Genomic DNA, 25,010 nt, shown 5'->3' on the forward strand with positions numbered 1-25,010 from the left:
ACGCGCTAGCGGACCTGCCAGAGGTACGTCCCGTCGGGCTGCTCCCGGCAGGTCAGGGTCGTCGTCCCGGAGCGTTCGAGCACGCCGACGTCGTAGAACCCGCAGGGGGCGCCGGCCTGCGCCGAGGCCGCCGGGCTCGCCAGCACGGTCGGTGAGCTGCCCGACGGCGCGGTCGATCCGGTCGTCCCGCCCGCGCCGGTCGCCCCCGTCGAGGCTGCGGGGTCGGACGTGCCGGTCGCCGTCGTCGCACCGCCCCGCAGTGCGACCACCAGTCCCGCGACGCAGCCCAGCACCACCAGCACGAGCACCACGTCGAGCGGGCGGAGCCGACGTCGCGCGTCCGGGACGACGGTCGCCGACTCCGCCGCGCCGGCCACCGTGGGACCCTCCGGTGCCCAACCGTCCGGCAGCGGCGGCAAGGGCGGCGGGTCGGGCAGCGGCGCCGGCTCCCCGGCCGCAGGGGCCAGCCGCCGGCGCGCCTCCTCGGCGCTGCCGAGCGCCCCGGACCGCACCTCGTCCACCAGCACGGTCAGCCGCGCGGCCAGCGCCTCGGGGCACAGCTGGTGGTCGCCGACGACGCGCAGCAGCTGCTCCAGGTCACGGCGGCGGGCGGACGCCGGCGCCACCCCGGTCGCCGACGCCGTGCTCAGGTGCACGGCGACCCGCCCGTCGACACCCCTGCGCAGCACCAGGTCGTGGGCCGCGATCTCGCCCAGCGACACGTGCTGGGCGTGCAGCCCGGCCAGCGCCAGCAGGGCGCCGTCCAGCACCGTGGGCAGGTCGGGAGCAACGGCGCCGGACGCCTCGGGGTAGCCGGCCAGGCTGCGTCGCGGGGAGAGGTCACCGACCAGCGCGACCAGCCGCGGCGACGTCCGCTCGACGCGGCGCAGCGGCACCTCCAGCCCGGGGGTGCCGGCGAGCCGCTGGTCGAGGTCGGTCTGCGGGTCCCGCAACGTCCGGGCGTGCCGCAGGTCGGCGAGCACGTACTGCTCGGCCTCGGCGTCCCAGGCCCGCCACGTGCCGAGGCCGGGGTCGTCGTCCGGTACCAGGACGTCGACGAGCACGAGCTCCCCCACCCGCTCGACCATCCCGGCGCTCCCGATCGTCTCGTCGTCCCGTCGCAACCTGCCCGAGCGACCTACCGTAGCCAGCGGGTCCGACGCGGCGCGCTAGGCTCGCGCCCGGTCGGAGGGAGCATCGATGACGATGGACGGAGCGGGCGAGATGGGACGACACGGGAACCGGATGATCACCAAGGTGCTCATCGCGAACCGCGGCGAGATCGCGGTCCGGATCGCCCGCGCCTGCGCCGACTCGGGGATCGCCTCGGTCGCGGTCTACGCCGATCCCGACCGGGACGCGCTGCACGTCAAGGTCGCCGACGAGGCCTTCGCGCTGGGCGGCTCGACCCCCGGCGACTCCTACCTGCTGCAGGACAAGCTGCTCGAGGTCGCGGCCCAGGCCGGCGCCGACGCCGTGCACCCCGGCTACGGGTTCCTCGCCGAGAACGCCTCGTTCGCCCAGGCCGTGCTGGACGCCGGGCTGGTCTGGATCGGCCCGTCCCCGGAGGCCATCGACTCCCTCGGCGACAAGGTCAAGGCCCGGCACATCGCCGAGCGGGCCGGCGCCCCGCTGGTCGCCGGCACGCACGACCCGGTGGACGGCGCGGACGAGGTGCTCGCGTTCGCCGACGAGCACGGCCTGCCGGTCGCGATCAAGGCCGCGTACGGCGGCGGTGGGCGCGGACTGAAGGTCGCCCGCGAGCGGGACGAGATCCCCGAGCTGTTCGAGTCCGCGGTGCGCGAGGCCGTGTCGGCGTTCGGGCGCGGCGAGTGCTTCGTCGAGAAGTACCTCGACCAGCCGCGGCACGTCGAGACCCAGTGCCTGGCCGACAACCACGGCAACGTCGTCGTCGTGTCGACCCGCGACTGCTCGCTGCAGCGCCGGCACCAGAAGCTCGTCGAGGAGGCGCCCGCGCCCTTCCTGTCCGACGAGCAGAACGCCGAGCTGTACCGCGCGTCCAAGGCCATCCTGCGCGAGGCCGGCTACTCGGGCGCCGGCACCTGCGAGTTCCTGGTCGGCCAGGACGGCACCATCTCGTTCCTCGAGGTCAACACCCGCTTGCAGGTCGAGCACCCGGTCACCGAGGAGGTCTCCGGCATCGACCTGGTGCGCGAGCAGCTGCGCATCGCCTCGGGTGAGGAGCTCGGCTACGACGACCCGCCGCTGCGCGGGCACTCGTTCGAGTTCCGGATCAACGGCGAGGACGCCGGTCGGGGCTTCCTGCCGGCGCCGGGGACCGTCTCGTTGTTCACCCCGCCGTCCGGGCCTGGCGTCCGGCTGGACTCGGGCGTGGTGTCCGGCGACGTGATCAGCGGGGCCTTCGACTCGATGCTGGCCAAGCTGGTGGTGACCGGGTCCACGCGCGAGCAGGCGCTGGAGCGCTCGCGGCGCGCGCTGGACGAGTTCGTCGTGGAGGGCATGCCGACCGTGCTGCCGTTCCACCGCGTCGTCGTGCGGGACCCGGCGTTCGCGCCGTCCGAGCCGTCGACGCCGTTCTCCGTGCACACCCGGTGGATCGAGACGGAGTTCGACAACACGATCGAGCCGTTCGGCGGGGCCGCCGGTGAGGCTGCCGACGAGGGCGAGCGCCAGCGGGTCGTCGTCGAGGTGGGCGGCAAGCGGCTCGAGGTCGTGCTGCCGGCGGGGTTCAGCGCCGGCAGCTCGGGCGGTAGCGGCGGAGGTGGCGCGAAGGCCAAGGCACCCAAGCGGTCGGGGCGCTCCTCGTCCGGTGCCGCAGCGTCCGGTGACGCGCTGACCGCGCCCATGCAGGGCACGATCGTGAAGATCGCCGTCGAGGAGGGCCAGTCCGTCGAGGCTGGTGAGCTCGTGGTCGTCCTCGAGGCGATGAAGATGGAGCAGCCGATCACCGCGCACAAGGCCGGCGTGGTGACCGGTCTGGCCGCCGAGATCGGCCAGACCGTGACCAGCGGCGCCGTCCTCCTCGAGCTCAAGGACCCCCCGGCCTAACCCCCTCCCGCCCGACCCCGCACCATTCGCGCTTCACGTGGTTTTCGCGGCCTCATAGCCACAAGTTGCGCGATTGGTGACGCTCCTGCTCCCGTCATCCACAGGATCGGGGTTCGTCACACCGTCCACAGATCGCGTCCGCGGCCAGCGACAGCGTTCATCGGCGGGACATCGTCCTGGCATGCCTCGAACAGCCAGACGCCCGACTCAAGACCTACCGCCGGTGTTCCTGGGCCGGGATGCCGTCACCCAAGGTGTCCTGACCCCGAACCAGCTGCGCGGACCGCTCGTTGAGCGCGTCTTGCAGGGCGTCTACCGTCCGAGCTGGACGCCCCTCACCCACGTGCTCGCGTGTCAAGCAGTGGCACTGGTGCTACCGGACGGCGCCTGCGTCACCGGCAGGTCCGCTGCCACCATGCGCGGCGTGCCGCTGGCCCGCGTAACCGATCCGGTGGAGGTGTGCGCACCCGAGGCGCTGCGGATGCCGAGCCGGCGTGGGGTCACGCTGCGACGATCGAAGCGCCCCATCGGCGAGGTGCACGACGTGGACGGCGTACCGCTGGCCAACGCTCAGCGGATGGCGTTCGACCTCGCCGCGCGGCACCCACTGGCCAGGGCGGTGGGCCATCTGGACGCCGTATCGCGCGCTGGGCTGGTCGACCCGGCAGGGCTCGCGATCTGGTTGGAGACGCGCCACGAGAACGACGTGCGCGCCGTCCGTGACGCCGTGGCGCTCGTCGACCCGCGAACAGAGTCCATGCCGGAGTCGATGGCACGGGTCGTCCTGCGCCAGGCAGGTTTCGACGTGGTGCCACAGTTCGTCATTCGAGCCCGCGGAGAGTTCGTCGCACGGGTCGACCTGGCACTCCCGGAGCTCCGGATAGCCATCGAGTACGACGGCGCCTGGCACGCCCTGCGTGAACAGCTTCAGCGCGACCGCCGCCGCATCCATGAGCTGAGGCGCGCTGGCTGGATCATTGTCCACGTGACGGCGGACATGCTCGCCAACTCCGCACTGCTCATCCATGCGATCGAGGACGCCGTCCGCGCAGCGACCTCCACCATTCGCGCTTGACGTGCCTATTCGGCCCCGAAAACCACGTGAAGCGCGAATGGTGCGGGGTTAGGAGGGGCGCGCGTGCAGCTGCCGGGCGGCCTCGGCGATGGAGCCGGACATCGACGGGTACACCGTGAACGACGCGGCGACCTGGTCGACGGTGAGCTTCGTCTGCACGGCGAGCGCCACGGGGAAGATCAGCTCCGAGGCGCGCGGCGCCACGACCACACCCCCCAGCACCACCCCGGAACCGCTGCGGGAGAACAGCTTCACGAAGCCGTCGCGCACGTTCTGCATCTTGGCCCGCGGGTTCGTGGCCAGCGGCAGCATGACCGCCTCGTAGCCGATGCCGGCCTCGTCCAGCGCGGGCGCGGACCAGCCGACGGTCGCGATCTCGGGGTCGGTGAAGATGTTCGCGGCCACGGCCCGCAGGTTCAGCGGGGCCACCGCGTCACCGAGCGCGTGCGACATCGCGGTCCGACCCTGCATGGCCGCGACGGACGCGAGCGGCAGCACCCCGGTGCAGTCGCCGGCGGCGTAGACCCCGCGGGCCGTCGTCCGGGACACCGAGTCGACCTGCACGTGCCCGGACGACGACAGCGCCACCCCCGCGGACGCCAGACCGACGTCCTCGGTGTTGGGGACCGACCCGACGGCCATCACGCAGTGCGAGGCCGACACGGTCCGCCCGTCGGTCAGCGTCACGAGCACGCCGTCACCGTCCCGCACGACCGACTCGGCCCGCGAGCGCCCGAGCACGTTCATGCCGCGCCGCTTGAAGACGTCCTCGATGACGGCGGCGGCGTCCGGGTCCTCCCCCGGCAGCACCCGGTCGCGCGAGGACACCAGCGTCACCTCGCAGCCGAGCCCGAGGTAGGCGTGCGCGAACTCCGCACCGGTGACCCCCGAGCCCACGACGACCACGTGCTCGGGCAGCTCGGGGACGTCGTACACCTGCTGCCAGGTCAGGATCCGCTCGCCGTCCGGCATCGCGGAGGCCAGCTCGCGCGGCCGGGCGCCCGTCGAGACGAGGACAACGTCGGCGTCCAGCGTCTGCGTCGTCCCGTCGGCGCCCTCGACGACGACCCGTTCGGGCCCGTCCAGCCGCCCGGTGCCCCGCACCACGGTCACGCCGTCGCGCTCGAGCCGCGCGGCGATGTCCGCGCTCTGCGCCGCGGCGAGCGACTTCACCCGCTCGTTGACGGTGGGCATGTCGGCGCGGGCGACCTCACCGGGCTCCGGTGACTCGGCGAGCTTGACGCCCAGCCCCGCGGCGGCGAAGAAGCGGCTCATGAAGTCGGCCGTCGAGATCAGCGTCTTGCTGGGGACGCAGTCGGTGAGCACGGCGGCCCCGCCGACGCCGTCCCGGTCGACGACCGTGACGTCGGCGCCGAGGTGGGCGGCGACCAGAGCGCTCTCATAGCCGCCGGGGCCCCCGCCGACGACGACGACACGCTGCGCGGCACGACCGGCGACCTCACTGCTCACGTCGTCCATCCAACCATCCCGACCCTCTAGCCTGTTGGCCGTGCCTCTGTACGCCGCCTACGGCAGCAACCTCGACTCGCGCCAGATGCAGCGCCGCGCCCCGCACTCGCCACCGTGCGGGACGGGGTGGCTGACCGGCTGGCGGCTGACCTTCGGCGGCGAGGACCTGAGCTGGCAGGGCGCGCTCGCGACCATCGTGGAGGACCCGGTGGCCTCGGTGTACGTCGCGCTGTACGACGTGACGCTCGGGGACGAGGCGCTGCTGGACGACTGGGAGGGCGCCGGGCTGGGCGTCTACCGGAAGGTCCGGGTGCGGGTGCACACCCTGGACGGCGAGGACCTGGCCTGGGTGTACGTCGTCGACGGCTACGAGGGCGGGCTGCCGACGGCGCCGTACCTGGGCGAGCTGGCGGAGGCGGCGCAGTTCGCCGGCGCGCCCGACGACTACGTGGCCGCCCTGCGCGCCCGCCCCTGCCGCTCCATCGGCTGACCCCAGCGACGCACCAATCGCGCTAGACGTGGCTATGCGGCCCTGAAAACCACGTGTAGCGCGAATGGTGCGAGATCGGCGGGCGGGGTCAGTGGGCGAGCTGGTTGACGGCGGCGGCGAAGACGGGCGGCAGGGCGCGGGCGGCGGGGACGAGGGCGGCGCGCAGCACCGGACGTCGGGACGCGACCAGCAGCGCCCCGGTGATCCACCGGTACCGCCGGGACGCCGCCCGCCAGACCCGCGCGTAGTCCTGCGGGCGGCCGGCCACCAGGCACCCGACCGCTCCCCGGGCCGCGGCCAGCGAGACGGCGATACCCTCGCCGGTGAGCGCGTCCACGTACCCGGCTGCGTCGCCGACGAGCAGCACCCGACCGGCGACCACGGACGACGCGACCTGCCGCAGCGGACCCGCACCCCGCACGGACGACGACAACTCGGCGCCGTCCAAGCGGTCCCGCAGCGCCGGGAACCAAGCGAGCTGCTCGGCGTACGACGCCCGGCGCGAGGTCAGGACGGCGACCCCGACCTGGTCCGGGGCGACGGGCGTCACGTAGGCCTCGGCGTGCGCGCTCCAGTGCACCTCCACGAGGTCGGTCCAGGGGGCGACGGCGAAGTGCTGGCGTTGCCCGTACCGGGCCGGGGCGCGGCCGGACGCCGGACGGTCCAGTCCCAGGGACCGGCGCACCCCGGAGTGCAGCCCGTCCGCGGCGACCGCGTAGCGGGCGCGCACGCCGGCCACCGAGACCGCGTCGTCGTCCTGGGTGAGCGCCTCCCCGCGCTGCTCCAGCACCGGGATCCCGGCCGCCCGCACCGCCCCCAGGAGCGCCTCGTGCAAGGTGGTCCGGCGCACCCCGCGCCCCGGACCGGCGCGGAAGCGGGCCCGAGCCACCCGCCCCGACGCGTCCAGGTAGGCGATGCCGGCGATGTCCACCCCCTCGACGTCGCCGGCCAGCGAACGCACGGCGGACAGCGCGCCCGGCATCAGCCCCTCGCCGCACGCCTTGTCAACCGCACCGGAGCGCGGCTCCAGCACGACGACGTCCAGCCCGGCGCGGGCGGCGTACAGCGCGGTGGCCAGCCCGGCCGGTCCCCCACCGACGACGACCAGGTCGCGCAGCCTGGTCACGGGCTCGCGACCAACGCGGCCAGCGCGGCGTTCTCCGTCCGGATCCGCACAGTCAGCACCACGGCGTTCGCGACCGTGAACAGCACCGCGGTCACCCACGCGGTGTGCACCAGCGGAAGCGCCACCCCCTCGACGACGACGGCGACGTAGTTCGGGTGGGTCAGCCAGCGGTACGGACCGCCGGTGATCCGCGGCGCCCCGGGCACCACGACGACCCGGGTGTTCCACTGCCGGCCGAGGGTCGCGATGCACCACCAGCGCAGCGCCTGGGTCGCGAGCACGACGGCGACCATCGTCCAGCCCAGCCAGGGCAGGAACGGCCGGTCGGCCACCGCCACCTCCACCACGGCGCCGACCAGCAGGCCGGTGTGCACGACGACCATGAACGGGTACAGCGACGCGCCCACCTCGTAGCCGCCGCGGGCCAGGCTCCACGCCAGGTTCCGCTTCGAGACCACCAGCTCGGCGAGCCGCTCGACCCCGACCGCGAGGACGAACGCGGTGTACCAGGTCACCACTGCAGCAGCACCAGCTCGGCGCAGAACCCGGGCCCCATCGCCAGCAGCAGGCCGGGCGAGCCGGGCTCGGGACTGCGCTTGGCCAGGGTGTCGTGCAGAACGTGCAGCACCGAGGACGACGACAGGTTGCCCACGTCGGCCAGCGAGCGCCAGGTCAGCTCCAGGGCCTCCGGCGGCAGGTCGAGCGAGGCCTGGATGGCCTCGATCACCTTCGGGCCACCGGGGTGGGAGACCCAGGCGGCGACGTCCGGGACGGTGAGGCCGTGGTCGGCGAGCAGGCCGCGGACGTCGTCCCCGAGGTACTGGGTGACGAGGTCCGGGACCTCGCTGCCGAGCACGATCTTCAGGCCGCCGCTGCCGACGTCCCAGCCCATCGCCCGCTCCGTGCCGGGGTACAGGTGGCTGCGCGAGTCCACGATGCGCGGCCCGCGCGCGGCGTCCGCGTCGGCGCGGTCGTCGCCGAGCAGCACGACCGCGGCGGCGCCGTCCCCGAACAGCCCGCTGGCGACCAGGTTGGCCACGGAGTCGTCGTCGCGCTGCAGCGTCAACGAGCAGAGCTCCACCGAGACGAGCACGGCGACGTCGCGCGGGTGCCCGAGCAGGTAGTCGTGCGCACGGGCGAGCCCGCCGGCCCCGCCCATGCAGCCGAGCCCGAGCAACGGCATCCGGCGGACGTCGGGGCGCAGGCCGATCCGGGTGGCGATCCGTGCCTCGATCGAGGGGACCGCCACCCCGGTGACGGTGGTCGAGACCACCAGGTCGACGTCGGACGGCGCCAGGCCCGCGGCCTCCAGCGCCCCGAGCACCGCCTGCGAGCCGAGGTCGACGGCGGCCTCGATGAACGCGTCGTTGCTCGCCCCGAACCCGCCGAGGTCGCGGTAGCGCTCGAGCGGCAGCGCGAGGTTGCGGCTGCCCACCTGGGCGCTGGTGTGCAGGCGTTCCAGCAGCAGCCGGCGGGCGTCGGGGCCGAGGCAGACGTCGGCGAAGACCTCGGTGATCTCCTGCTGGGAGTATCGGTACGGCGGGAGCACGGGCTGGACGGCCGAGATGCGGCTCATCCGGGAAGCATAGGTACCCCGGCCTATGCTCGCCGGATGGCTGCCCCGCTGGCGCTGGTCGGCGCCGCGCACCCCGCGCCCGCGGCGGCGGTGACGGCGTTGGCCGGGGTGCTGTCCGTGGCGGTCGGCGCGGACGCCGGGACGACGGCTCTCGTGGTCGCCGCCTTCGCCGCGGGACAGCTGTCGGTCGGCTGGTGCAACGACTGGTGGGACGCCGACCGGGACGCCGCCACCGGGCGCCAGGACAAGCCCGCGGCCACCGGGAGGGTGAGCCGGACGGCGGTCGGCCGGGCGGCCGCGGTCGCTGCGGTGGCGACGGTGCCGCTCTCGCTCGCGCTGGGCTTGCAGGCCGGCCTGGCGCACCTGGTCGCGGTGGCCGCCGCGTGGTCGTACAACCTGTGGCTCAAGGGAACCGTGCTCTCGTGGCTGCCGTTCGCCGTGGCGTTCGGGTTGCTCCCGGCGGTCGTCACGCTCGCCCTCGACCCGCCGGTGCCGCCGCCGGCCTGGCTGGTCGCGGCCGGCGCGCTGCTCGGGGTCGGAGCGCACCTGGTCAACGTCCTGCCGGACCTCGAGGACGACCGCGCGACCGGCATCAACGGCTTCGGGCACCGGATCGGACGACGCGCCACGGCCGTGCTGGCCCCGCTGGTCCTGGTCGCGGCGACGGTCCTGGTCGTGCTCGGTCCGGACGACGACCCCGGCCCGGTCGAGTGGGTCGGCCTGGGCGTGGCGGTGCTCGCCGCCGCGGTCGCCGCGGTGGCCGGGACGTCGGCCCGGCCGCGGCGGCTGCTCGCCCTGGGGTGCACGGCGCTGGTGGCCGCCACCGACGTCGCGCTGCTGCTGGTCTCCGGCGCGACCCTGCGGTGACCTTGGCAGGAAATGTCCGACGGGCGTTCATCGCGTTGTTGATCTACCCGTGGCCCGTTCGTCCGGATGAGGGTTAACCTGCGGCTGGGCCTCGGGAGACAACCGCGGCCTCACCTCGACCTGGGAGGTCCCGTGCCACATCCGCTGAGAACGACTGCCGTGCTCGCCATCGCCGCCACCACCGTTGCCCTGGCGGCGTGCTCGCCACCGGAGAAGGAGGCGTCCGGCGACAGCAAGACGGCAGCGTCGGCGACCAGCGCCGCGGACCTGGGCGGGATGGACGGCCTGGTGGCCGCCGCGAAGAAGGAGGGCACGCTCAACGTCATCGCGCTGCCCCCGGACTGGGCGAACTACGGCGAGGTGATCAAGGGCTTCACGGCCAAGTACGGCCTGAAGGTGAACTCGGCCCAGCCGGACGCGGACAGCGCGACCGAGATCTCGACGGCCAAGAACCTCAAGGGCCAGTCCACGGCGCCGGACGTGTTCGACCTCGGCCAGGCCGTCGCGCTGGCCAACACCGATGTCTACGCGCCGTACAAGGTGGCCGCGTTCGACAAGATCCCGACCGCGCTGAAGGACTCGAACGGCCTGTGGGTCAACGACTACGGCGGCTACATCTCCATCGGCTACGACGCCAAGAAGGTGCCCGCGCCGACCAGCTTCGAGGACCTGCTCAAGCCCGCCTACAAGGGCAAGGTCGCCCTCAACGGCAACCCGACCAAGGCCGGCGCGGCCTTCTCCGGCGTGGTCGCGGCGAGCCTGGGCAACGGTGGCTCGGCCGATGACATCGCCCCGGGCGTCGACTACTTCAAGAAGCTCAAGGACGCCGGCAACCTGGTGCCCGTCGACCCGACACCGGCGACGATCCAGTCCGGCCAGACCGCCGTGGTCATCGACTGGGACTACAACAACGCCGGCCAGACCAAGGCGCTCGCGGGCAAGATCGACTGGAAGTCGGTCATCCCCCAGGGTGCCGTGACCGGGTCCTACTACGTGCAGGCGATCAACAAGGACGCCCCGCACCCGGCGGCGGCCCGGCTGTGGCAGGAGTACCTGTACACCGACGAGGGCCAGAACCTGTGGCTGCAGGGCGGGGCTCGTCCCGTGCTGGCCCAGGAGATGGTCAAGGCCGGCACGATCGACAAGGCCGCGAACGACGCCCTACCGCCCGTCGACGGCACCCCGGTGTTCATCACCGAGGCGCAGCGCTCGAAGGCCACGGACTACCTGAACGCCAACTGGCAGAAGGAGATGGGCTGAACCGGCGGAAGACGGCGGGCGCCTCGCTGGGCGTCCTGCCGTTCTTCGCCTTCGTGGCGGTCTTCCTGGTGGTGCCGACCGCGGTCGTCGTCGTGCAGGCGTTCCGCACCGACGACGGCGCACCGACCCTCGGCAACGTCCGCGAGCTCGGGAACACCGACATCGTGCACGCCCTGGTCAACAGCGTGCTGCTGTCCGGGGTCACCGCGATCGTCGGCGCGGCCCTCGGCGCGGTGGTCGCCTACGCCGTCGTGACCGCTGCGCCAGAAGGGCTGCTGCGCCGGGTGGTGACCGCGGCGAGCGGGGTGCTCGCGCAGTTCGGCGGGGTCATGCTGGCCTTCGCCTGGATCGCCACGCTCGGGCTGTCCGGGCTCGTGCCGACGCTGCTGCGCGACCACCTGGGCACCGACGTCGACACCTCGTGGCTGTACGGCATGAGCGGCTTCATGCTGGTCTACCTGTACTTCCAGATCCCGTTGATGGTCATCGTGTTCCTGCCGTCGCTGGACGGGGTCCGGCCGCAGTGGCGCGAGGCCACCGAGAGCCTGGGCGGGACGACGTGGCAGTACTGGCGCCGGGTCGCCGGGCCGCTGCTCGCCCCGGCGTTCTTCAGCTCGACGCTGCTGCTGTTCGCCAACGCGCTGTCCGCCTACGCGACCGCAGCGGCGCTCAACGCGCAGAGCACGTTCATCCTGCCGCTGCAGATCGGCAACGCGATCGGCAGCGAGGTCGTGCTCGGCCGGCAGAACGTCGCCAAGGCCCTGGCACTGGAGATGGTCGTGATCGTCGCGATCATCATGGTCGCCTACGCCTTCATGCAGCGCCGGGCCGATCGGTGGTTGGCCCGGTGAGCGCCACCGGACGTCGACGGGCGCGCTTCCAGCGCCGGCTGCGCTGGCTGGTGCTGGGCCTGGCCGTGGTCTTCTTCGTCACGCCGCTGTGGGCGATGGCGGTCTTCAGCACCTCCTCCCCGCACGGCGTCACGTTCGACACCTGGCGCCAGCTGCTGCACGTCGGCCAGCTGTCCCGGGACTACCCCAGCTTCGTCGACGGCGTACGGCTCTCGGCCATCCTGGTCGTCCTCACCGTGGTGCTGATGCTGGTGCTGCTGGTGCCGACCATGACCTGGGTGCGGCTGCGGCTGCCCGCCCTGCGCCGTCCGATGGAGTTCCTCTGCCTGCTGCCGTTGACGATCCCGGCGATCGTGCTGGTCGTCGGCCTGGCGCCGGTCTACGCGTGGGTCACCTACTTCGTCGGCCCGTCCAGCGTGTGGCTCTGCTTCGCGTACGTCGTCCTGGTGCTGCCCTACGCGTACCGGGCGATCGACGCCGGACTGTCCGCGATCGACGTCCGCACCCTGTCCGAGGCCGCGCGCGGGCTCGGCGCCAGCTGGCCGCGGGTGTTCTGGTCGGTCATCACGCCGAACATCCGCACCGCACTGGTCTCCGCGTCGTTCCTGTGCGTCGCCCTGGTGCTCGGCGAGTACACGATCGCCTCGCTGATGAGCCGCAACAACCTGCAGGTGGGCATCCTGCAGCTGAGCCAGCGCACCCCGGCGATCTCGGTCGCCGTCTCGCTCGCCGCCCTGGTGCTGTGCTTCCTGCTGCTGATCGTCCTGACCCTGGCCACCGGCCACCGACGCAAGGAACGGGAGACCGGGTGAGCGCGACCGCCACGACACGGGCCGGGGTGCCGGTGCGGCTGACCGGGCTGCACCGCAACTACGGCGGCGTCCCCGCCCTGGACGGCCTGGACCTCGACCTCGCCCCCGGTGAGCTCGTCGCGCTGCTCGGACCGTCCGGCTGCGGCAAGACCACGGCCCTGCGCCTGCTGGCCGGGCTCGAGGACGCCGACGCCGGCACGATCGTCGTCGGCGACCAGGACGTCACGTCGCTGCCCGCCAACAAGCGCGACATGGGCATGGTGTTCCAGGCGTACAGCCTGTTCCCGCACCTGAGCGCCCTGGACAACGTGGCCTTCGGATTGCAGCTGCGCGGCACCTCCGCCGGCGAGCGCCGGGCCCGGGCCGGCGAGATGCTCGAGCTCGTCGGGCTCTCCGCGCAGGCCGACCGGTACGCCCACCAGATGTCCGGCGGCCAGCAGCAGCGCGTCGCCCTCGCCCGCGCACTGGCCATCCAGCCCCGGGTGCTGCTGCTCGACGAACCGCTGTCCGCCTTGGACGCGAAGGTCCGCGTCCAGCTGCGGGACGAGATCCGCCGGATCCAGCTCGAGGTCGGCACGACGACCCTGTTCGTCACGCACGACCAGGAGGAGGCGCTCGCGGTCGCCGACCGGGTCGGGGTGATGCGGGCCGGCCGCCTCGAGCAGATCGGCGCCCCGGACGAGGTCTACTCGCGGCCCACCAACGAGTTCGTGGCCGACTTCGTCGGGCTGACCAACCGCGTCGACGGCGACGTCGCCGCGGACGGCGCCAGCGCCCAGGTGCTCGGCACCGCGGTGCCGCTGCTGCCCGGCTCCCCGACGTCCGGGCCGGTCACCGTGCTGGTGCGTCCCGAGGCGCTGGCCGTCGAGGTGGCGGCGGACGGTGACGCGGAGGTGGTGGCGACGAGCTTCCTCGGCGCGCACGGCCGGGTCCAGGTGCGGACCGTGGACGGCGGCCTGGTGTTCGCGCAGGTGCCGACCAGCGACGTCGAGCGGCTGACGCCCGGCACCGGTGTCTCGCTCACCGTTCGGCCGTCGCCGGCGCTCGCGGTTGCCCGCTGAGCGCGTATCGTCCTGGCTCGTGACGACGCCGACACCTGACCTCGCCGACCCCACGACCGACCCGTTCGAGGTCGCGGCGGCGGCCGCGACGCGGCTGGCCGAGCTGACCGGGGTGGAGCGGCACGACGTGGCCCTCGTGCTGGGCTCCGGCTGGGCTCCGGCCGGCGACCTGCTGGGCGAGACCGTCACCGAGATCGCCACCACCGACCTGCCCGGCTTCCACTCCGCCGCGGTCGCCGGCCACCAGGGCGTGATCCGGTCGGTGCGGATCGGTGACACCGACCGGCGCGCGCTCGTCTTCGGCACCCGGACGCACTACTACGAGGGCAAGGGCGTGCGCGCGGTCGTGCACGGGGTCCGGACGGCCGCCAGGGCCGGCTGCTCCACCGTCGTGCTGACCAACGGCTGCGGCGGGCTGAACCCGGCGTGGACCCCCGGCACCCCGGTGCTGATCCGCGACCACCTCAACCTCACGGCCACCTCGCCGCTGGAGGGCGCCACGTTCGTGGACCTCACGGACCTCTACAGCAGCCGGCTGCGCGCGGTGTGCCGCGAGATCGAGCCGGACCTCGACGAGGGCGTCTACGTGCAGTTCCCCGGGCCGCACTACGAGACCCCGGCCGAGGTGCAGATGGCGAAGGTGCTCGGCGGTGACCTGGTCGGGATGTCGACGACCCTGGAGGCCATCGCGGCCCGGCACGCCGGCCTGGAGGTGCTGGGCATCTCCCTGGTCACCAACCTGGCCGCCGGGATCAGCGACCAGCCGCTCGACCACGCCGAGGTGCTGGAGGCGGGTCGGGCCGCCGCGCAGCGGTGCGGGCGGATGCTGGCGGACGTGGTGCGGCGGATCGGATGAGCACGCTGCTCGACACCGCCCGCGCCTGGCGGGACGACGACCCCGACCCGACGACGCGGGACGAGCTGGCCGCGGTGCTGGCCGCGGCCGAGGGCGGCGACGACGCGGCGCTGACCGACCTGGCGGACCGGTTCGACGGGACCCTGGAGTTCGGGACGGCCGGGTTGCGCGGGGCCGTGGGGGCCGGCTCGAACCGGATGAACCGCGTCGTGGTGATCCGGGCAGCGGCCGGCCTGGCGGCGTACCTGCAGGCGCGACGTCCGGAACCGCGGGTGGTCATCGGCTACGACGCCCGGCACCGCAGCGACGACTTCGCCCGGGACACCGCGGCTGTCGTCACCGCGATGGGCGGCGAGGCGTTCGTGCTGCCGCGTCCGCTGCCGACCCCGGTGCTGGCGTTCGCGATCCGGTACCTCGGCGTGGACGCCGGGGTCATGGTCACCGCGAGCCACAACCCGCCGCAGGACAACGGGTACAAGGTCTACCTGGGCGACGGCAGCCAGATCGTGCCGCCCGCGGACGCCGAGATCGCGGCCTGCATCGCCGGGGTCGGCGCCGTCGCGGACGTGCCGCTCGCGGACGACGGCTGGGTGACCCTCGGCGACGACGTCCTGGAGGCCTACCTCGACGCGGCCGCGGCCGTCGTCCGGGCCGACGCGCCGCGTGACCTGAGCGTGGTGCACACCCCGTTGCACGGCGTCGGCCGGGACGTCCTGGTCGCCGCCCTGGAGCGGGCCGGCTTCGCGACCCCGTACGTCGTCACCAGCCAGGGCGACCCCGACCCCGACTTCCCGACCGTGGCCTTCCCGAACCCCGAGGAGCCGGGCGCCATCGACGCCGCCCTGGACGCCGCCCGCGAGCGCGGCGCGGACGTCGTCCTGGCGAACGACCCGGACGCGGACCGGTGCGCCGTCGCCGTCCCGGACCCGGCCGCCGACGGCGGCTGGCGGATGCTCACGGGCGACGAGGTCGGCGTGCTGCTGGGCGCCTGGATCGTGCACCGCTGGTCGACGAACGGCGGCGTGCCCGAAGGCGCGGTGATGGCCAACTCCATCGTGTCCGGCCGCCAGCTCGCAGCGGTCTGCCGGATGCACGGCGTGCGGCACGTGGAGACGCTCACCGGCTTCAAGTGGATCAGCCGGGTGCCGGGCCTGAGCTACGGCTACGAGGAGGCCCTCGGCTACTGCGTGGACCCGGAGGCGGTGCGGGACAAGGACGGCGTCAGCGCGGCGCTGATGGTCGCCGAGCTCGCGGCGTGGCTGAAGTCTCGCGGCCACAGCCTGCTCGACGAGCTCGACGACATCGCCCGGGTAACCGGCGTCCACCTGACCGGGCAGCACTCCGTACGGGTGGCCGACCTCAGCCTGATCGCCGACGCGATGGCGCGACTGCGCACGGCGCCGCCCGCGTCGCTCGCCGGCTCCGCGGTGGAGCGGCTCGACGACCTGGCCGCCGGGATCGGGGACCTGCCGCCCACCGATGGGCTGCGGTTCTCCCTCGCCGACGGCAGCCGGGTGATCGTGCGGCCCAGTGGCACCGAGCCGAAGCTCAAGGCGTACCTGGAGGTCGTGCAGCCTGTGCCGGACACCGACGTGCCGGCGGCACGGGCCGTGGCCGTGCAGCGGTTGGCCGCGTTGCGGTCGGCGGTCGCCGAGGCGATCGGGCTGTGAGCCTGCGACTGCGGCCCCTGACGGTCCAGGACGAGGAGCAGGCGCTGGCGGCTCAGGCCGAGCTGGCACCGGACGACTTCATGTTCCTGCTCGACACCACGCCCGGCCAGCCCTGGGCAGACTACGTCGGGCGGCTGGCGGCGATCCGCCGCGGCGAGGCCCTCAAGGAGGGCTGGGTGCCCGCGACGTTCCTGGTCGCCGAGGTGGACGGCGAGATCGTCGGCCGGGTGTCGGTCCGGCACGAGCTCAACGGCTGGCTGACGCGCTACGGCGGGCACATCGGGTACGGCGTGCGGCCGCAGTTCCGCCGTCGCGGCTACGCCACCGAGATCCTTCGCCAGGCGCTGCAGGTGGCCCGCGCGGCCGGCGTCGAGCGGGCGCTCGTGACCTGCGACCTCGACAACGTGGGCTCGGCCGCCACGATCGAGCGCTGCGGCGGGGTGTTCGAGGGCATCGAGCCCGAGAGCGAGGGCACGACCGCCAAGCGTCGCTACTGGATCGACGTCCCCCCTCCCCCGCCGTGATCATGCACGTTCACCCCAGGTGTGAACACGACAAGTGACCGGCGGCTGCTCCGTGTGATCGTGCCGAAGGAGCACCCTCCGACCTGGACTAGCCTGGACCGGTGAGTGCACCGACCCTGCCTGCGACGTCGCAGGCCGACCTCGCCGCGATCGCCGGCATCGACCACCTGACCGACGCGAGCCTCCGTCGCTTCCTGCACGGCCTGCCCGGCGTGGACCAGGTCGGGCTCGAGGCCCGCGCCGCGGGCCTGGGCACCCGGTCGATCAAGACGACGTCCAAGGCCTGGGCGATCGACACCGCCATCTCGATGATCGACCTCACCACGCTCGAGGGCGCCGACACCCACGGCAAGGTGCGCACGCTGTGCGCCAAGGCCGCCCACCCGGACCCCAGCGACCCGGCCTGCCCGACGGTCGCCGCGGTCTGCGTCTACAACGACCTGGTGGACGTCGCGGTGGACGCCCTGCGCGGCACCGGGATCCACGTCGCCGCCGTCGCCACCGCCTTCCCGAGCGGCCGGGCCAGCCGCGCGGTGAAGCTGGCCGACACCCAGGACGCGGTCGAGGGCGGCGCCGACGAGGTCGACATGGTGATCGACCGCGGCGCGTTCCTGTCCGGCCACTACCTGCAGGTCTTCGAGGAGATCGCGGCCACGAAGGCGGCCTGCACCGCCAAGGACGGCCGTGAGGCGCACCTCAAGGTGATCCTGGAGACCGGCGAGCTGACCACCTACGACAACGTCCGACGCGCGTCGTGGCTGGCCATGCTGGCCGGTGGTGACTTCATCAAGACGAGCACCGGCAAGATCCAGCCGGCCGCGACCCTGCCGATCACGCTGCTGATGCTCGAGGCGGTGCGGGACTTCCGGCTGGCCGGCGGTCGCCAGATCGGCGTGAAGCCGGCCGGCGGCATCCGGACCAGCAAGGACGCGCTGAAGTACCTCGTCACGGTCAGCGAGACGGCAGGCGACGACTGGATCGACCCGGACTGGTTCCGGTTCGGCGCCTCGACGCTGCTCAACGACCTGCTCCTGCAACGGCAGAAGCTCGCCACCGGCCGGTACAGCGGCCCCGACTACGTCACCCTGGACTGAGCGGACCTGATGGAGATGCCGAAGTTCGAGTACGCACCCGCCCCCGAGTCGCGCGCCGTCGTCGACCTGCAGCCCTCCTACGGGCTGTTCATCGACGGCGAGTTCGCCGACCCGGCCAGCGGGCAGTCGTTCAAGACCGTGAGCCCGAGCACCGAGGAGGTGCTGGCCGAGGTCGCCGAGGGCGACGCCGCGGACGTCGACCGCGCCGTCCGCGCGGCCCGGCGCGCCTACGAGCGGGTCTGGTCGCAGATGTCCGGCGCCGAGCGCGGCAAGTACCTGTTCCGCATCGCGCGGATCATGCAGGAGCGTTCGCGCGAGCTGGCCGTCCTGGAGACGCTGGACAACGGCAAGCCGATCAAGGAGAGCCGGGACGTCGACATCCCGCAGGCCGCAGCCTGGTTCTTCTACTACGCGGGTTGGGCGGACAAGCTCGACCACGCTGGTCTCGGCCCGAACCCGCGCGCGCTGGGAGTGGCCGGCCAGGTCATCCCGTGGAACTTCCCGCTGCTCATGCTGGCGTGGAAGATCGCGCCCGCGCTGGCCTGCGGCAACACGGTGGTGCTGAAGCCCGCCGAGACGACCCCGCTGACGGCGCTGCTGTTCGCCGAGATCTGCCAGCAGGCCGACCTGCCGCCCGGCGTGGTCAACATCGTCACCGGTGCCGGCGCCACGGGGCAGGCCGTCGTCGAGCACCCGGACGTGAACAAGGTCGCCTTCACCGGGTCCACCGAGGTCGGCAAGCGCATCGCCCGCGCCGTCGCCGGCTCGCGCAAGAAGGTCACCCTGGAGCTCGGCGGCAAGGGCGCGAACATCGTCTACGACGACGCCCCCATCGACCAGGCCGTCGAGGGCATCGTCACCGGGATCTTCTTCAACCAGGGCCACGTGTGCTGCGCCGGCTCGCGCCTGCTGGTGCAGGAGAGCATCGCGGACGACGTCGTGGACCGGCTGAAGCGCCGGCTGGCCACCCTGCGGGTCGGCGACCCGCTGGACAAGAACACCGACGTCGGCGCCATCAACTCGGCCGAGCAGCTGGCCCGGATCACCGCGCTGGCCCAGGTCGGCGAGGACGAGGGCGCCGAGCGCTGGTCACCCGCGTGCGACCTGCCCGGCACCGGCTTCTGGTTCGCCCCCACCGTGTTCACCGGCGTCTCGAACACGCACCGGATCGCCCAGGAGGAGGTGTTCGGCCCGGTCCTGTCGGTGCTGACCTTCCGCACTCCCGACGAGGCCGTCGCGAAGGCCAACAACACGCCCTACGGGCTGTCCGCCGGGATCTGGAGCGACAAGGGCTCCCGCATCCTGTGGACCGCCGACCGGCTGCGCGCTGGAGTGGTGTGGGCCAACACCTTCAACAAGTTCGACCCCAGCTCGCCCTTCGGCGGCTACAAGGAGTCCGGTTACGGCCGCGAGGGCGGCCGCCACGGCCTGGAGGCCTACCTTGCCCACTGACACCTCCGCCCGGCTCGAGGTCCGCAAGACCTACAAGCTGTACGTCGGCGGGAAGTTCCCGCGCAGCGAGTCCGGCCGCTCCTACGAGGTCACCGACTCCCGGGGCCGCTTCCTCGCGAACGCCGCCCAGGGGTCCCGCAAGGACGCCCGGGACGCCGTCGTCGCCGCCCGTGGCGCGGTGAAGGGCTGGTCCGGCGCGACCGCCTTCAACCGGGGCCAGGTGCTCTACCGGGTCGCCGAGCTGCTGGAGGGCCGTCGCGCCCAGTTCGTCGACGAGGTGTCCCGCGGCGAGGGGCTGACCCGTCCGCGGGCGGAGAAGGCCGTGGACGCCGCGATCGACCGCTGGGTCTGGTACGCCGGCTGGTCCGACAAGATCGCCCAGGTGCTCGGCGGCCTCAACCCGGTCGCCGGACCGTACTTCGACATCAGTGCACCGGAGCCGACCGGGGTGGTGGCAGTCCTTGCCCCGCAACGGTCCTCGCTGCTCGGGCTGGTCTCGGTCATCGCGCCGGCGATCGTCAGCGGCAACACCGTCGTCGTCCTGGCCAGCGAGCACCGCCCCCTGCCCGCGGTGACGTTGAGCGAGGTGCTCGCGACGTCCGACGTGCCCGGCGGTGTGGTCAACGTGCTGACCGGCCGGACCGCCGAGGTGGCGCCGTGGCTGGCCTCGCACATGGACGTCAACGCCATCGACCTGGCCGGGGCCGTCGACGCCGACGGTGTCGCGTGGGCCGATCTCGAGGTCGCCGCCGCGGACAACCTCAAGCGGGTCCTGCGGCCGGCCGACGCCGAGCCCGACTGGCGCACGACCCCTGGCCTGGAACGGATCAAGGCGTTCGTGGAGACCAAGACCGTATGGCACCCCAAGGGGACCTGAACGCGCCGGACTTCGTCGTCGAGCTCAGCCGGCGCGAGTCCGCGGCCACCTGGGACGTGACGGGCGGGATCGCCGTCGCGAACCCCACCTACGCGCACTCCCACGAGCAGAACCGCCTGCTGCTGACCGAGCCGACGCCGTGGGCGGTCGCCCTCGCGGACGCCGAGCGCGTCCAGGCGGAGGCCGGTTTGGCCCACCGTCGGGTCGACTGGCTGAACGGCGCGCCGCCCGACGTCCCGGACGTGCTGCCCGACGGGTGGTCCCTGTCGCGCACCGTCTTCATGGAGCTGACGCGCGACCTCGTCGGCGAGCCGGGCGCGGCGGAGCTGCTGACCTTCGACGACGTCCGGACGGCCCTGTGGGCCGACTGGCGCTCGCACCTGCCGGACGTGCCGGACGAGGTGATCGAGCACCTGGCCGGTCGCCGGCGCGCGACGGAGCGGGCCTGCGCCGTGACCTGGCACGCGGTGGTGCTGGACGGCGAGGTCGTGTCGTTCTGCGACCTGCGGGTGATGGCGGTCGGCGACGAGCTGATGGCGCAGATCGAGGACGTCGTCACCCTGCCTGCCCATCGCGGTCACGGCTACGCGCGGATGATCGTGGTGCACGCGGTGCGCGCGGCCCAGGCCGCCGGGGCAGACCGGATCTGGCTCGAGGCGGACGCCGACGACTGGCCGCGGGAGTTCTACTCCCGCATGGGATTCACCGAGTGCGGCCCGACCCCGGTCGTCGCGATGAGGCAGCTGCCGTGACGGCGGTCGAACACACTGGGCTGGGGCTGGGGCCGAGGTTCCTGCTGGAGCTGGGACGTCGCGAGGGCACGTCCTGGGAGCCGGTGCAGGGCGGCATCGCGATCCTGCACGAGGGGTTCCCGTTCTCCCACGAGCACAACCGGCTGCTGCTGACCGAGCGCGTGCCGTGGGACGTCGCGGTCGCCGAGGCCGAGCGGGTGCTCGGCGCCGCTGGGGTCGCGCACCGCCGCATCGACTGGCTGGCCGGCGGGCCGGGTGGCGTCGACGCCGCCTGGGACCTCTCGCACACCGTCTTCATGGAGCTCGTCGGCGACGTCGTCGGTGGCCCGGGTAGTGCTGCGGTCGTGCCGTTCGAGTCGCTGCGGGACGCGATGCGCGAGGACTGGCGCGGGTGGGTTCCAGACGCGGACGACGACGAGCTGGACCAGATCGTCGACCGCCGCCGCGCCACCGCGGCCGCCTGCGACCTGACCTGGCACGCGGTGCTCGTGGACGGCGAGCCGCTGACCTGGTGCGACCTGCGACTGCTCGAGGTGGACGGCGCGCTGGTGGGGCAGCTGGACGAGCTGCTGACCCTGCCGGAGCACCGCGGGCACGGCTACGGCCGCGCGGCCCTGACCCACGCGACGCTGACCGCCGTCGCCGCCGGTGCGACGTCGGTGTTCATGGAGGCGGACCGGGACGACTGGCCGCGCGAACTCTACTCCCGCATGGGTTTCGTGGTTCGCGGACCGGAGACCACCGTGGCCGTGCTGGAGGCGTCGTGAGCACCGGGGACGCGGTCAGCGGCTGGGACGACTGGCGGCAGGCGAGGCTGGACCGGCTGCGCGGGCCGTCGAGCCCGCTCGCGCTGACCGGCACCCACTGGTTCGACGACGAGCTGACCCTGGACGGCGTGCCCGGCCACTGGGTCGCCGGCGGCAGCGGCGGCAGCGGCGGCGTGACGCTGGCCGCCTCGGCGACGGACGACGTCCGGGTGGACGGCGAGCTCCTGGACGGCACCGCCGCGATCGTCAGCGACCTGGCGCTCACCCCCAGCGACGTCCGGGCCGGCCCGCTGCGGCTGCGGCTGATCGACCGGGACGGCGTCCTCGCCGTCCGGGTGTACGACCCGGCCGGTCCTGCGGCCAGCGGCTTCAGCGGGCTCGACGTGTTCCACTTCGACCCCAGCTGGGTGCTGCCCGCGAGGTTTGAGCCCTTCGAGGCCACCCGACAGGTCGTCGTGCCGAACGCGGACGGCGTCGACCGCCCGCTCCCGCTGGGCGGGACGGTGACGTTCGCCCGCCACGGCACCGAGATCAACCTCCAGGTCGAGGTGGACGAGGAGACCGGCGAGATGCAGGCCGTGTTCGCCGACCTGACCAGCCGGTCACCCGACCCGGATCGGCGCGCCTACCGGTTCAGGTTCGTGAACTTCCCGCCGCCGGACGCCGACGGGGCGACCGTGGCCGACCTCAACCAGGCCTTCCTGCCGCCGTGCGCGTTCAACGAGTTCTTCGTGTGCCCGTTCCCACCCCCGGGCAACACGGTGGACCTCGCCGTCGAGGCCGGGGAGCGCGCCGCACGCTGGTGACCCTCTCCGTGCGGCCGGAGGAGTCGACCACCTCCTGGCGGTGCTCCGGCCGCGCATCACTCGCGGCCCTGCCAGGTGGTCAGGCACGCGCGGTTGCCCTGCGGGTCGGCGAGCACCCAGAACGCCGGCGCGGCGGTGTCGTCGACCAGCTGGCCGCCGGCCGCGATCGCAGCGGCGATGCGGTCCTCGACCACCTCGGGCGGGATGCGCAGGTCGAGGTGCCAGCGCTGCCGCGGAACGTCGTGCGCGTCGGTGGGCTGGAACCAGATCGTTGCCCGACGCCCCGTGGCGTCGCGGAGCTGGATCTCCCCCCAGGCCTCGACCGTGTCGTAGTCGAGCAGGGCCGCCCAGAACGGCCTGATCTGCGCCTCGTCGGCCGAGTCGAGGCCGAGTTCGAGCACGCTGGTGCGTTCCGGGTGCGGCGTGGCCCCAGCGGCCAGCGCCAGCTCGCTGATGGTCTGGGCCAGCGCCACGTCGCGTGAGGTCACCCCGCCGACGTCGTGACTGGTCAGCCGGACATCGAGCCGTCCGTAGGCCAGGTCGACGTCGGGGTGGTGGCCCATCTCCTCGGCGGCCAGCGAGATGGCGTCGACGAGCTTCACCGCAGTGACGAAGTCCCCGGTGTCGAAGCTGGCGTACAGCCGGTCGATCAGCATCCGCCAGTCGGGCAGCTGCGCATCGTCGACGTCCAGCTCCGTCAGCACGCGCTTCGGCTCGGGCGGCGTCTCGGTCCTGTCGCTCACTCGCGTCCCCTTCTCCCCGATCGGCACGTCGCCGGGATCGTCGACTGCCAGTCCTCGTAGCCGCTGACCTTGCCAGTCAGGGCGCCCACCGCCACACGTGGGTCTCCGTGCGTCGGGTCAGTGGGCATTCACGTTCCGGATGCGCTGACCCGGACCCACTCTGCGACAACGGTTCTGTCGGTGGTGGCCGATACCGTCCTCTTCATGACCTCAGCGACGAGCGGCCCACCGGATGCGCCGTCCGGCGTGTTCGCGGGCGCGCTGCGCGAGCTCGATGCGGGGGGAGCCGCCCGGTCTGGCACCTGTCCGATGGGGAGGTCGCAGCGGCCGTGACCGACCTTGACCGGCTGATCCGGCTCGCCGAGGCGCAGCAGTTGCGGCTCCTCGCCGAGGCCAGCACACGCGGCCTGCCCGGCCAGCAGGGGCACGCGCGCCTTGAGCAGTGGGTGCGAGCGCAGGTACCCACGACATCCCGACGGCTCGCGGCGACCCTGGCCCGTCGAAGTGAACGACTGTTCACCGCTGCGGTGGCGGCCGAGCTGGCGCCGGCGCGGGAGGCGATGCTGGCCGGACGGGTCAGTGTCGAGCAGGCGGACGTCGTCGCGCGCACCGTGCACTCGCTCGTCCCGCCGGCCGTCCCAGCCGAGGTCGTGCCCGCGCATGTGGTCGTCGAGGCGCAGGCGTGGCTCCTGGACCAGGCCGTCGCGTTCGACCCGACCGAGTTGCGTCGCCTTGCCGACCGCCTCGTCGACCGGCTCGACCCCGAGGCCGACGACCGGCTGGCCGCCAGCGAACGCGCGCAGCGGCAGGTGCGTTCGCTGACGCTGGCGACCACCACGGGTGGCATGGTGCACGTCGAAGGGCTGCTCACCCCGAACTGCGGCGCCGCCCTGCGCACGGCCATCGACGCCTGGTCCGCGCCCCAGCCAGCCGCCAACGGAACTCCGGACCCACGGACGGCCGCACAACGGCGCCACGACGGGCTCCAGCGGCTGGCCGAGAAGGCCGTCGCCGCACCCGACTTCCTGCCCAGCACCCACGGCAGCCCTTATCGGGTGGTCGTCACGATGAGCCAGCGCGACCTGGCCGAAGGGCTGGCCCCCACCCTGCCCGACGGTACCCGGCTCAGCCGTGCCGTCACCGGCACACTGCTCTGCGAGGCCGACGTCGTGCCGGTCCTGGTCGACGGCGTGGGCACCCCGCTGGACGTCGGGCGGACCCAGCGCGCCTTCACGGCACGGCAACGACAGGCGTTGGCGGTTCGGGACCGGCAGTGCACCTGGCCTGGTTGCGCCGCCCCACCCGAGTGGACGGACGCGCACCACCTCCGACCCTGGCAGCACGACGGGCCGACCGATCTCGACAACGCAGCGTTGCTGTGCAACCACCATCACCACCACGTGCACCGAGTCGGCATCGACGGCCGGGTCATCGACGGCGCGGTCAGCTGGGACACCGGCCCACCGGACAGGTCGACAGCACCGAGCATCACCCGCGCGCTGCACCTGGTCCACGACCTCGCGCGACGATGGCGCCTGCCCTGAGCAGCCACTTTCGCAAGCAAGGGTCTCAGATGCCGAGAAGTTCCGTCTCGCGGTGAGAGCCACCCTGCACGGTTGGCTACTTTCGTTGCCAGGCAACGGCTTCGACCGACGCCCCACCTCCACGACGAAGGCGACGACATGACTGCGGCCCGCACCGACACGGCGATCGCCCTGTCCTGCCGTCACGCTGCGCGTCGCCACGTGGACCTCCAGCGCGTCTCCAGCGCGCTGTGTCGCGCCTGAGCGCCACCTCCCCCTCCGCGCGATCGTGACGGCCGACGCCGTCTGACGATCACCCCTGCCCTGC

The 25,010-nt window shown here is 73.2% G+C and carries 26 protein-coding genes; 20 read left to right on the plus strand and 6 right to left on the minus strand.

Going from position 1 to position 25,010, the window contains the following annotated elements:
* Positions 1 to 5: 5 nt before the first annotated feature.
* A complete protein-coding gene (locus ABEB17_RS03430; RefSeq protein WP_345715167.1) occupies positions 6 to 1,088 on the minus strand; it encodes a hypothetical protein in 1,083 nt (360 codons plus the stop codon).
* Positions 1,089 to 1,200: 112 nt separating this feature from the next.
* Between ABEB17_RS03430 and ABEB17_RS03435 the strand changes: the two genes are divergently transcribed.
* On the plus strand, positions 1,201 to 3,030 hold the full coding sequence (locus tag ABEB17_RS03435; RefSeq protein WP_345715168.1) for an acetyl/propionyl/methylcrotonyl-CoA carboxylase subunit alpha: 1,830 nt from the start codon (positions 1,201 to 1,203) through the stop codon (positions 3,028 to 3,030).
* Between the two features lie 181 nt (positions 3,031 to 3,211).
* Positions 3,212 to 4,105: an endonuclease domain-containing protein gene (locus ABEB17_RS03440; RefSeq protein WP_345715169.1), complete on the plus strand. Its 894-nt coding sequence runs from the start codon at positions 3,212 to 3,214 to the stop codon at positions 4,103 to 4,105.
* A 48-nt stretch (positions 4,106 to 4,153) separates the two neighbouring features.
* Here ABEB17_RS03440 and ABEB17_RS03445 read toward each other — a convergent pair whose 3' ends face one another.
* Positions 4,154 to 5,584, minus strand: coding sequence for an NAD(P)H-quinone dehydrogenase (locus tag ABEB17_RS03445; RefSeq protein WP_345715170.1), 1,431 nt, complete (start codon positions 5,582 to 5,584; stop codon positions 4,154 to 4,156).
* A gap of 31 nt (positions 5,585 to 5,615) precedes the next feature.
* Here ABEB17_RS03445 and ABEB17_RS03450 point away from each other — a divergent pair, with 31 nt between their 5' ends.
* Entirely contained in the window at positions 5,616 to 6,065 is a 450-nt protein-coding gene (locus ABEB17_RS03450; RefSeq protein ID WP_345715171.1) for a gamma-glutamylcyclotransferase family protein, read from the plus strand.
* Between the two features lie 88 nt (positions 6,066 to 6,153).
* On the opposite strand, the gene ABEB17_RS03455 is transcribed toward ABEB17_RS03450, so the two are convergent.
* Genes ABEB17_RS03455 through ABEB17_RS03465 form a run of 3 tightly spaced genes read right to left on the minus strand, consistent with a single transcriptional unit; the run spans position 6,154 to position 8,767 of the window.
* Positions 6,154 to 7,191 (minus strand): NAD(P)/FAD-dependent oxidoreductase, encoded by a 1,038-nt coding sequence (locus ABEB17_RS03455; RefSeq protein WP_345715172.1) that lies wholly within the window; start codon positions 7,189 to 7,191, stop codon positions 6,154 to 6,156.
* On the minus strand, positions 7,188 to 7,706 hold the full coding sequence (locus tag ABEB17_RS03460) for an isoprenylcysteine carboxyl methyltransferase family protein (RefSeq protein ID WP_345715173.1): 519 nt from the start codon (positions 7,704 to 7,706) through the stop codon (positions 7,188 to 7,190). The genes ABEB17_RS03455 and ABEB17_RS03460 overlap by 4 nt, the downstream gene beginning before the upstream one ends.
* Positions 7,703 to 8,767, minus strand: coding sequence for a type III polyketide synthase (locus ABEB17_RS03465; RefSeq protein ID WP_345715174.1), 1,065 nt, complete (start codon positions 8,765 to 8,767; stop codon positions 7,703 to 7,705). Before ABEB17_RS03465 ends, ABEB17_RS03460 begins: the two co-directional genes overlap by 4 nt.
* Positions 8,768 to 8,803: 36 nt before the next feature.
* Between ABEB17_RS03465 and ABEB17_RS03470 the strand changes: the two genes are divergently transcribed.
* From ABEB17_RS03470 to ABEB17_RS03535, 14 genes are all read left to right on the plus strand, one after another.
* On the plus strand, positions 8,804 to 9,634 hold the full coding sequence (locus ABEB17_RS03470; RefSeq protein WP_345715175.1) for a UbiA family prenyltransferase: 831 nt from the start codon (positions 8,804 to 8,806) through the stop codon (positions 9,632 to 9,634).
* Positions 9,635 to 9,700: 66 nt separating this feature from the next.
* Positions 9,701 to 10,894 (plus strand): ABC transporter substrate-binding protein, encoded by a 1,194-nt coding sequence (locus tag ABEB17_RS03475; protein ID WP_378227054.1) that lies wholly within the window; start codon positions 9,701 to 9,703, stop codon positions 10,892 to 10,894.
* Between the two features lie 53 nt (positions 10,895 to 10,947).
* Entirely contained in the window at positions 10,948 to 11,745 is a 798-nt protein-coding gene (locus tag ABEB17_RS03480) for an ABC transporter permease (RefSeq protein ID WP_345715177.1), read from the plus strand.
* Positions 11,742 to 12,557 (plus strand): ABC transporter permease, encoded by an 816-nt coding sequence (locus ABEB17_RS03485; RefSeq protein ID WP_345715178.1) that lies wholly within the window; start codon positions 11,742 to 11,744, stop codon positions 12,555 to 12,557. The genes ABEB17_RS03480 and ABEB17_RS03485 overlap by 4 nt, the downstream gene beginning before the upstream one ends.
* A complete protein-coding gene (locus ABEB17_RS03490) occupies positions 12,554 to 13,618 on the plus strand; it encodes an ABC transporter ATP-binding protein (RefSeq protein WP_345715179.1) in 1,065 nt (354 codons plus the stop codon). Before ABEB17_RS03485 ends, ABEB17_RS03490 begins: the two co-directional genes overlap by 4 nt.
* Positions 13,619 to 13,637: 19 nt before the next feature.
* A complete protein-coding gene (locus tag ABEB17_RS03495) occupies positions 13,638 to 14,474 on the plus strand; it encodes a purine-nucleoside phosphorylase (RefSeq protein WP_345715180.1) in 837 nt (278 codons plus the stop codon).
* Positions 14,471 to 16,144 carry a phospho-sugar mutase gene (locus ABEB17_RS03500; RefSeq protein WP_345715181.1) on the plus strand — a complete coding sequence of 558 codons (1,674 nt, stop codon included), beginning with the start codon at positions 14,471 to 14,473 and terminating at the stop codon, positions 16,142 to 16,144. The genes ABEB17_RS03495 and ABEB17_RS03500 overlap by 4 nt, the downstream gene beginning before the upstream one ends.
* Positions 16,141 to 16,668 carry a GNAT family N-acetyltransferase gene (locus ABEB17_RS03505; RefSeq protein ID WP_345715183.1) on the plus strand — a complete coding sequence of 176 codons (528 nt, stop codon included), beginning with the start codon at positions 16,141 to 16,143 and terminating at the stop codon, positions 16,666 to 16,668. The genes ABEB17_RS03500 and ABEB17_RS03505 overlap by 4 nt, the downstream gene beginning before the upstream one ends.
* A gap of 149 nt (positions 16,669 to 16,817) precedes the next feature.
* The gene (gene deoC, locus ABEB17_RS03510; RefSeq protein WP_345715792.1) at positions 16,818 to 17,762 is read left to right on the plus strand and encodes a deoxyribose-phosphate aldolase; all 945 of its coding nucleotides are present in this window, start codon (positions 16,818 to 16,820) and stop codon (positions 17,760 to 17,762) included.
* Positions 17,763 to 17,777: 15 nt separating this feature from the next.
* Complete coding sequence (locus ABEB17_RS03515) at positions 17,778 to 19,214, plus strand: aldehyde dehydrogenase family protein (protein WP_345715793.1); 1,437 nt, start codon at positions 17,778 to 17,780, stop codon at positions 19,212 to 19,214.
* Positions 19,204 to 20,091, plus strand: a complete 888-nt coding sequence (locus ABEB17_RS03520) for an aldehyde dehydrogenase family protein (protein WP_345715184.1) — start codon at positions 19,204 to 19,206, stop codon at positions 20,089 to 20,091. The genes ABEB17_RS03515 and ABEB17_RS03520 overlap by 11 nt, the downstream gene beginning before the upstream one ends.
* Positions 20,070 to 20,843: a GNAT family N-acetyltransferase gene (locus ABEB17_RS03525; RefSeq protein WP_345715186.1), complete on the plus strand. Its 774-nt coding sequence runs from the start codon at positions 20,070 to 20,072 to the stop codon at positions 20,841 to 20,843. Before ABEB17_RS03520 ends, ABEB17_RS03525 begins: the two co-directional genes overlap by 22 nt.
* The gene (locus ABEB17_RS03530) at positions 20,840 to 21,610 is read left to right on the plus strand and encodes a GNAT family N-acetyltransferase (RefSeq protein ID WP_345715188.1); all 771 of its coding nucleotides are present in this window, start codon (positions 20,840 to 20,842) and stop codon (positions 21,608 to 21,610) included. Before ABEB17_RS03525 ends, ABEB17_RS03530 begins: the two co-directional genes overlap by 4 nt.
* Positions 21,607 to 22,416, plus strand: a complete 810-nt coding sequence (locus ABEB17_RS03535) for a DUF1684 domain-containing protein (RefSeq protein WP_345715190.1) — start codon at positions 21,607 to 21,609, stop codon at positions 22,414 to 22,416. Before ABEB17_RS03530 ends, ABEB17_RS03535 begins: the two co-directional genes overlap by 4 nt.
* Positions 22,417 to 22,472: 56 nt before the next feature.
* Here ABEB17_RS03535 and ABEB17_RS03540 read toward each other — a convergent pair whose 3' ends face one another.
* Complete coding sequence (locus tag ABEB17_RS03540; protein WP_345715191.1) at positions 22,473 to 23,159, minus strand: 4a-hydroxytetrahydrobiopterin dehydratase; 687 nt, start codon at positions 23,157 to 23,159, stop codon at positions 22,473 to 22,475.
* 204 nt (positions 23,160 to 23,363) lie between these two features.
* Here ABEB17_RS03540 and ABEB17_RS03545 point away from each other — a divergent pair, with 204 nt between their 5' ends.
* The 3 genes from ABEB17_RS03545 (at position 23,364) to ABEB17_RS20010 (ending at position 24,946) form a co-directional block, all read left to right on the plus strand.
* Complete coding sequence (locus tag ABEB17_RS03545; protein WP_345715192.1) at positions 23,364 to 23,492, plus strand: hypothetical protein; 129 nt, start codon at positions 23,364 to 23,366, stop codon at positions 23,490 to 23,492.
* Complete coding sequence (locus ABEB17_RS03550; protein WP_345715193.1) at positions 23,489 to 24,703, plus strand: HNH endonuclease signature motif containing protein; 1,215 nt, start codon at positions 23,489 to 23,491, stop codon at positions 24,701 to 24,703. The genes ABEB17_RS03545 and ABEB17_RS03550 overlap by 4 nt, the downstream gene beginning before the upstream one ends.
* A 138-nt stretch (positions 24,704 to 24,841) precedes the next feature.
* Positions 24,842 to 24,946 (plus strand): putative leader peptide, encoded by a 105-nt coding sequence (locus ABEB17_RS20010; RefSeq protein ID WP_378227053.1) that lies wholly within the window; start codon positions 24,842 to 24,844, stop codon positions 24,944 to 24,946.
* Positions 24,947 to 25,010 lie beyond the last annotated feature (64 nt).

It is taken from the genome of Angustibacter luteus (assembly GCF_039541115.1).
Lineage (GTDB): Bacteria > Actinomycetota > Actinomycetes > Actinomycetales > Angustibacteraceae > Angustibacter > Angustibacter luteus.

What these genes read in the sequence shown, in the direction of transcription:
- ABEB17_RS03500 (WP_345715181.1), top strand. Translation starts at nt 14,471, where the DNA reads ATGAGCACGCTGCTCGACACCGCCCGCGCCTGGCGGGACGACGACCCC.
- ABEB17_RS03435 (WP_345715168.1), top strand. Translation starts at nt 1,201, where the DNA reads ATGACGATGGACGGAGCGGGCGAGATGGGACGACACGGGAACCGGATG.
- ABEB17_RS20010 (WP_378227053.1), top strand. Translation starts at nt 24,842, where the DNA reads ATGACTGCGGCCCGCACCGACACGGCGATCGCCCTGTCCTGCCGTCAC.
- ABEB17_RS03440 (WP_345715169.1), top strand. Translation starts at nt 3,212, where the DNA reads ATGCCTCGAACAGCCAGACGCCCGACTCAAGACCTACCGCCGGTGTTC.
- ABEB17_RS03515 (WP_345715793.1), top strand. Translation starts at nt 17,778, where the DNA reads ATGCCGAAGTTCGAGTACGCACCCGCCCCCGAGTCGCGCGCCGTCGTC.
- ABEB17_RS03475 (WP_378227054.1), top strand. Translation starts at nt 9,701, where the DNA reads ATGAGGGTTAACCTGCGGCTGGGCCTCGGGAGACAACCGCGGCCTCAC.
- ABEB17_RS03470 (WP_345715175.1), top strand. Translation starts at nt 8,804, where the DNA reads ATGGCTGCCCCGCTGGCGCTGGTCGGCGCCGCGCACCCCGCGCCCGCG.
- ABEB17_RS03545 (WP_345715192.1), top strand. Translation starts at nt 23,364, where the DNA reads ATGACCTCAGCGACGAGCGGCCCACCGGATGCGCCGTCCGGCGTGTTC.
- ABEB17_RS03465 (WP_345715174.1), bottom strand. Translation starts at nt 8,767, where the DNA reads ATGAGCCGCATCTCGGCCGTCCAGCCCGTGCTCCCGCCGTACCGATAC.
- ABEB17_RS03525 (WP_345715186.1), top strand. Translation starts at nt 20,070, where the DNA reads ATGGCACCCCAAGGGGACCTGAACGCGCCGGACTTCGTCGTCGAGCTC.
- ABEB17_RS03445 (WP_345715170.1), bottom strand. Translation starts at nt 5,584, where the DNA reads ATGGACGACGTGAGCAGTGAGGTCGCCGGTCGTGCCGCGCAGCGTGTC.
- ABEB17_RS03430 (WP_345715167.1), bottom strand. Translation starts at nt 1,088, where the DNA reads ATGGTCGAGCGGGTGGGGGAGCTCGTGCTCGTCGACGTCCTGGTACCG.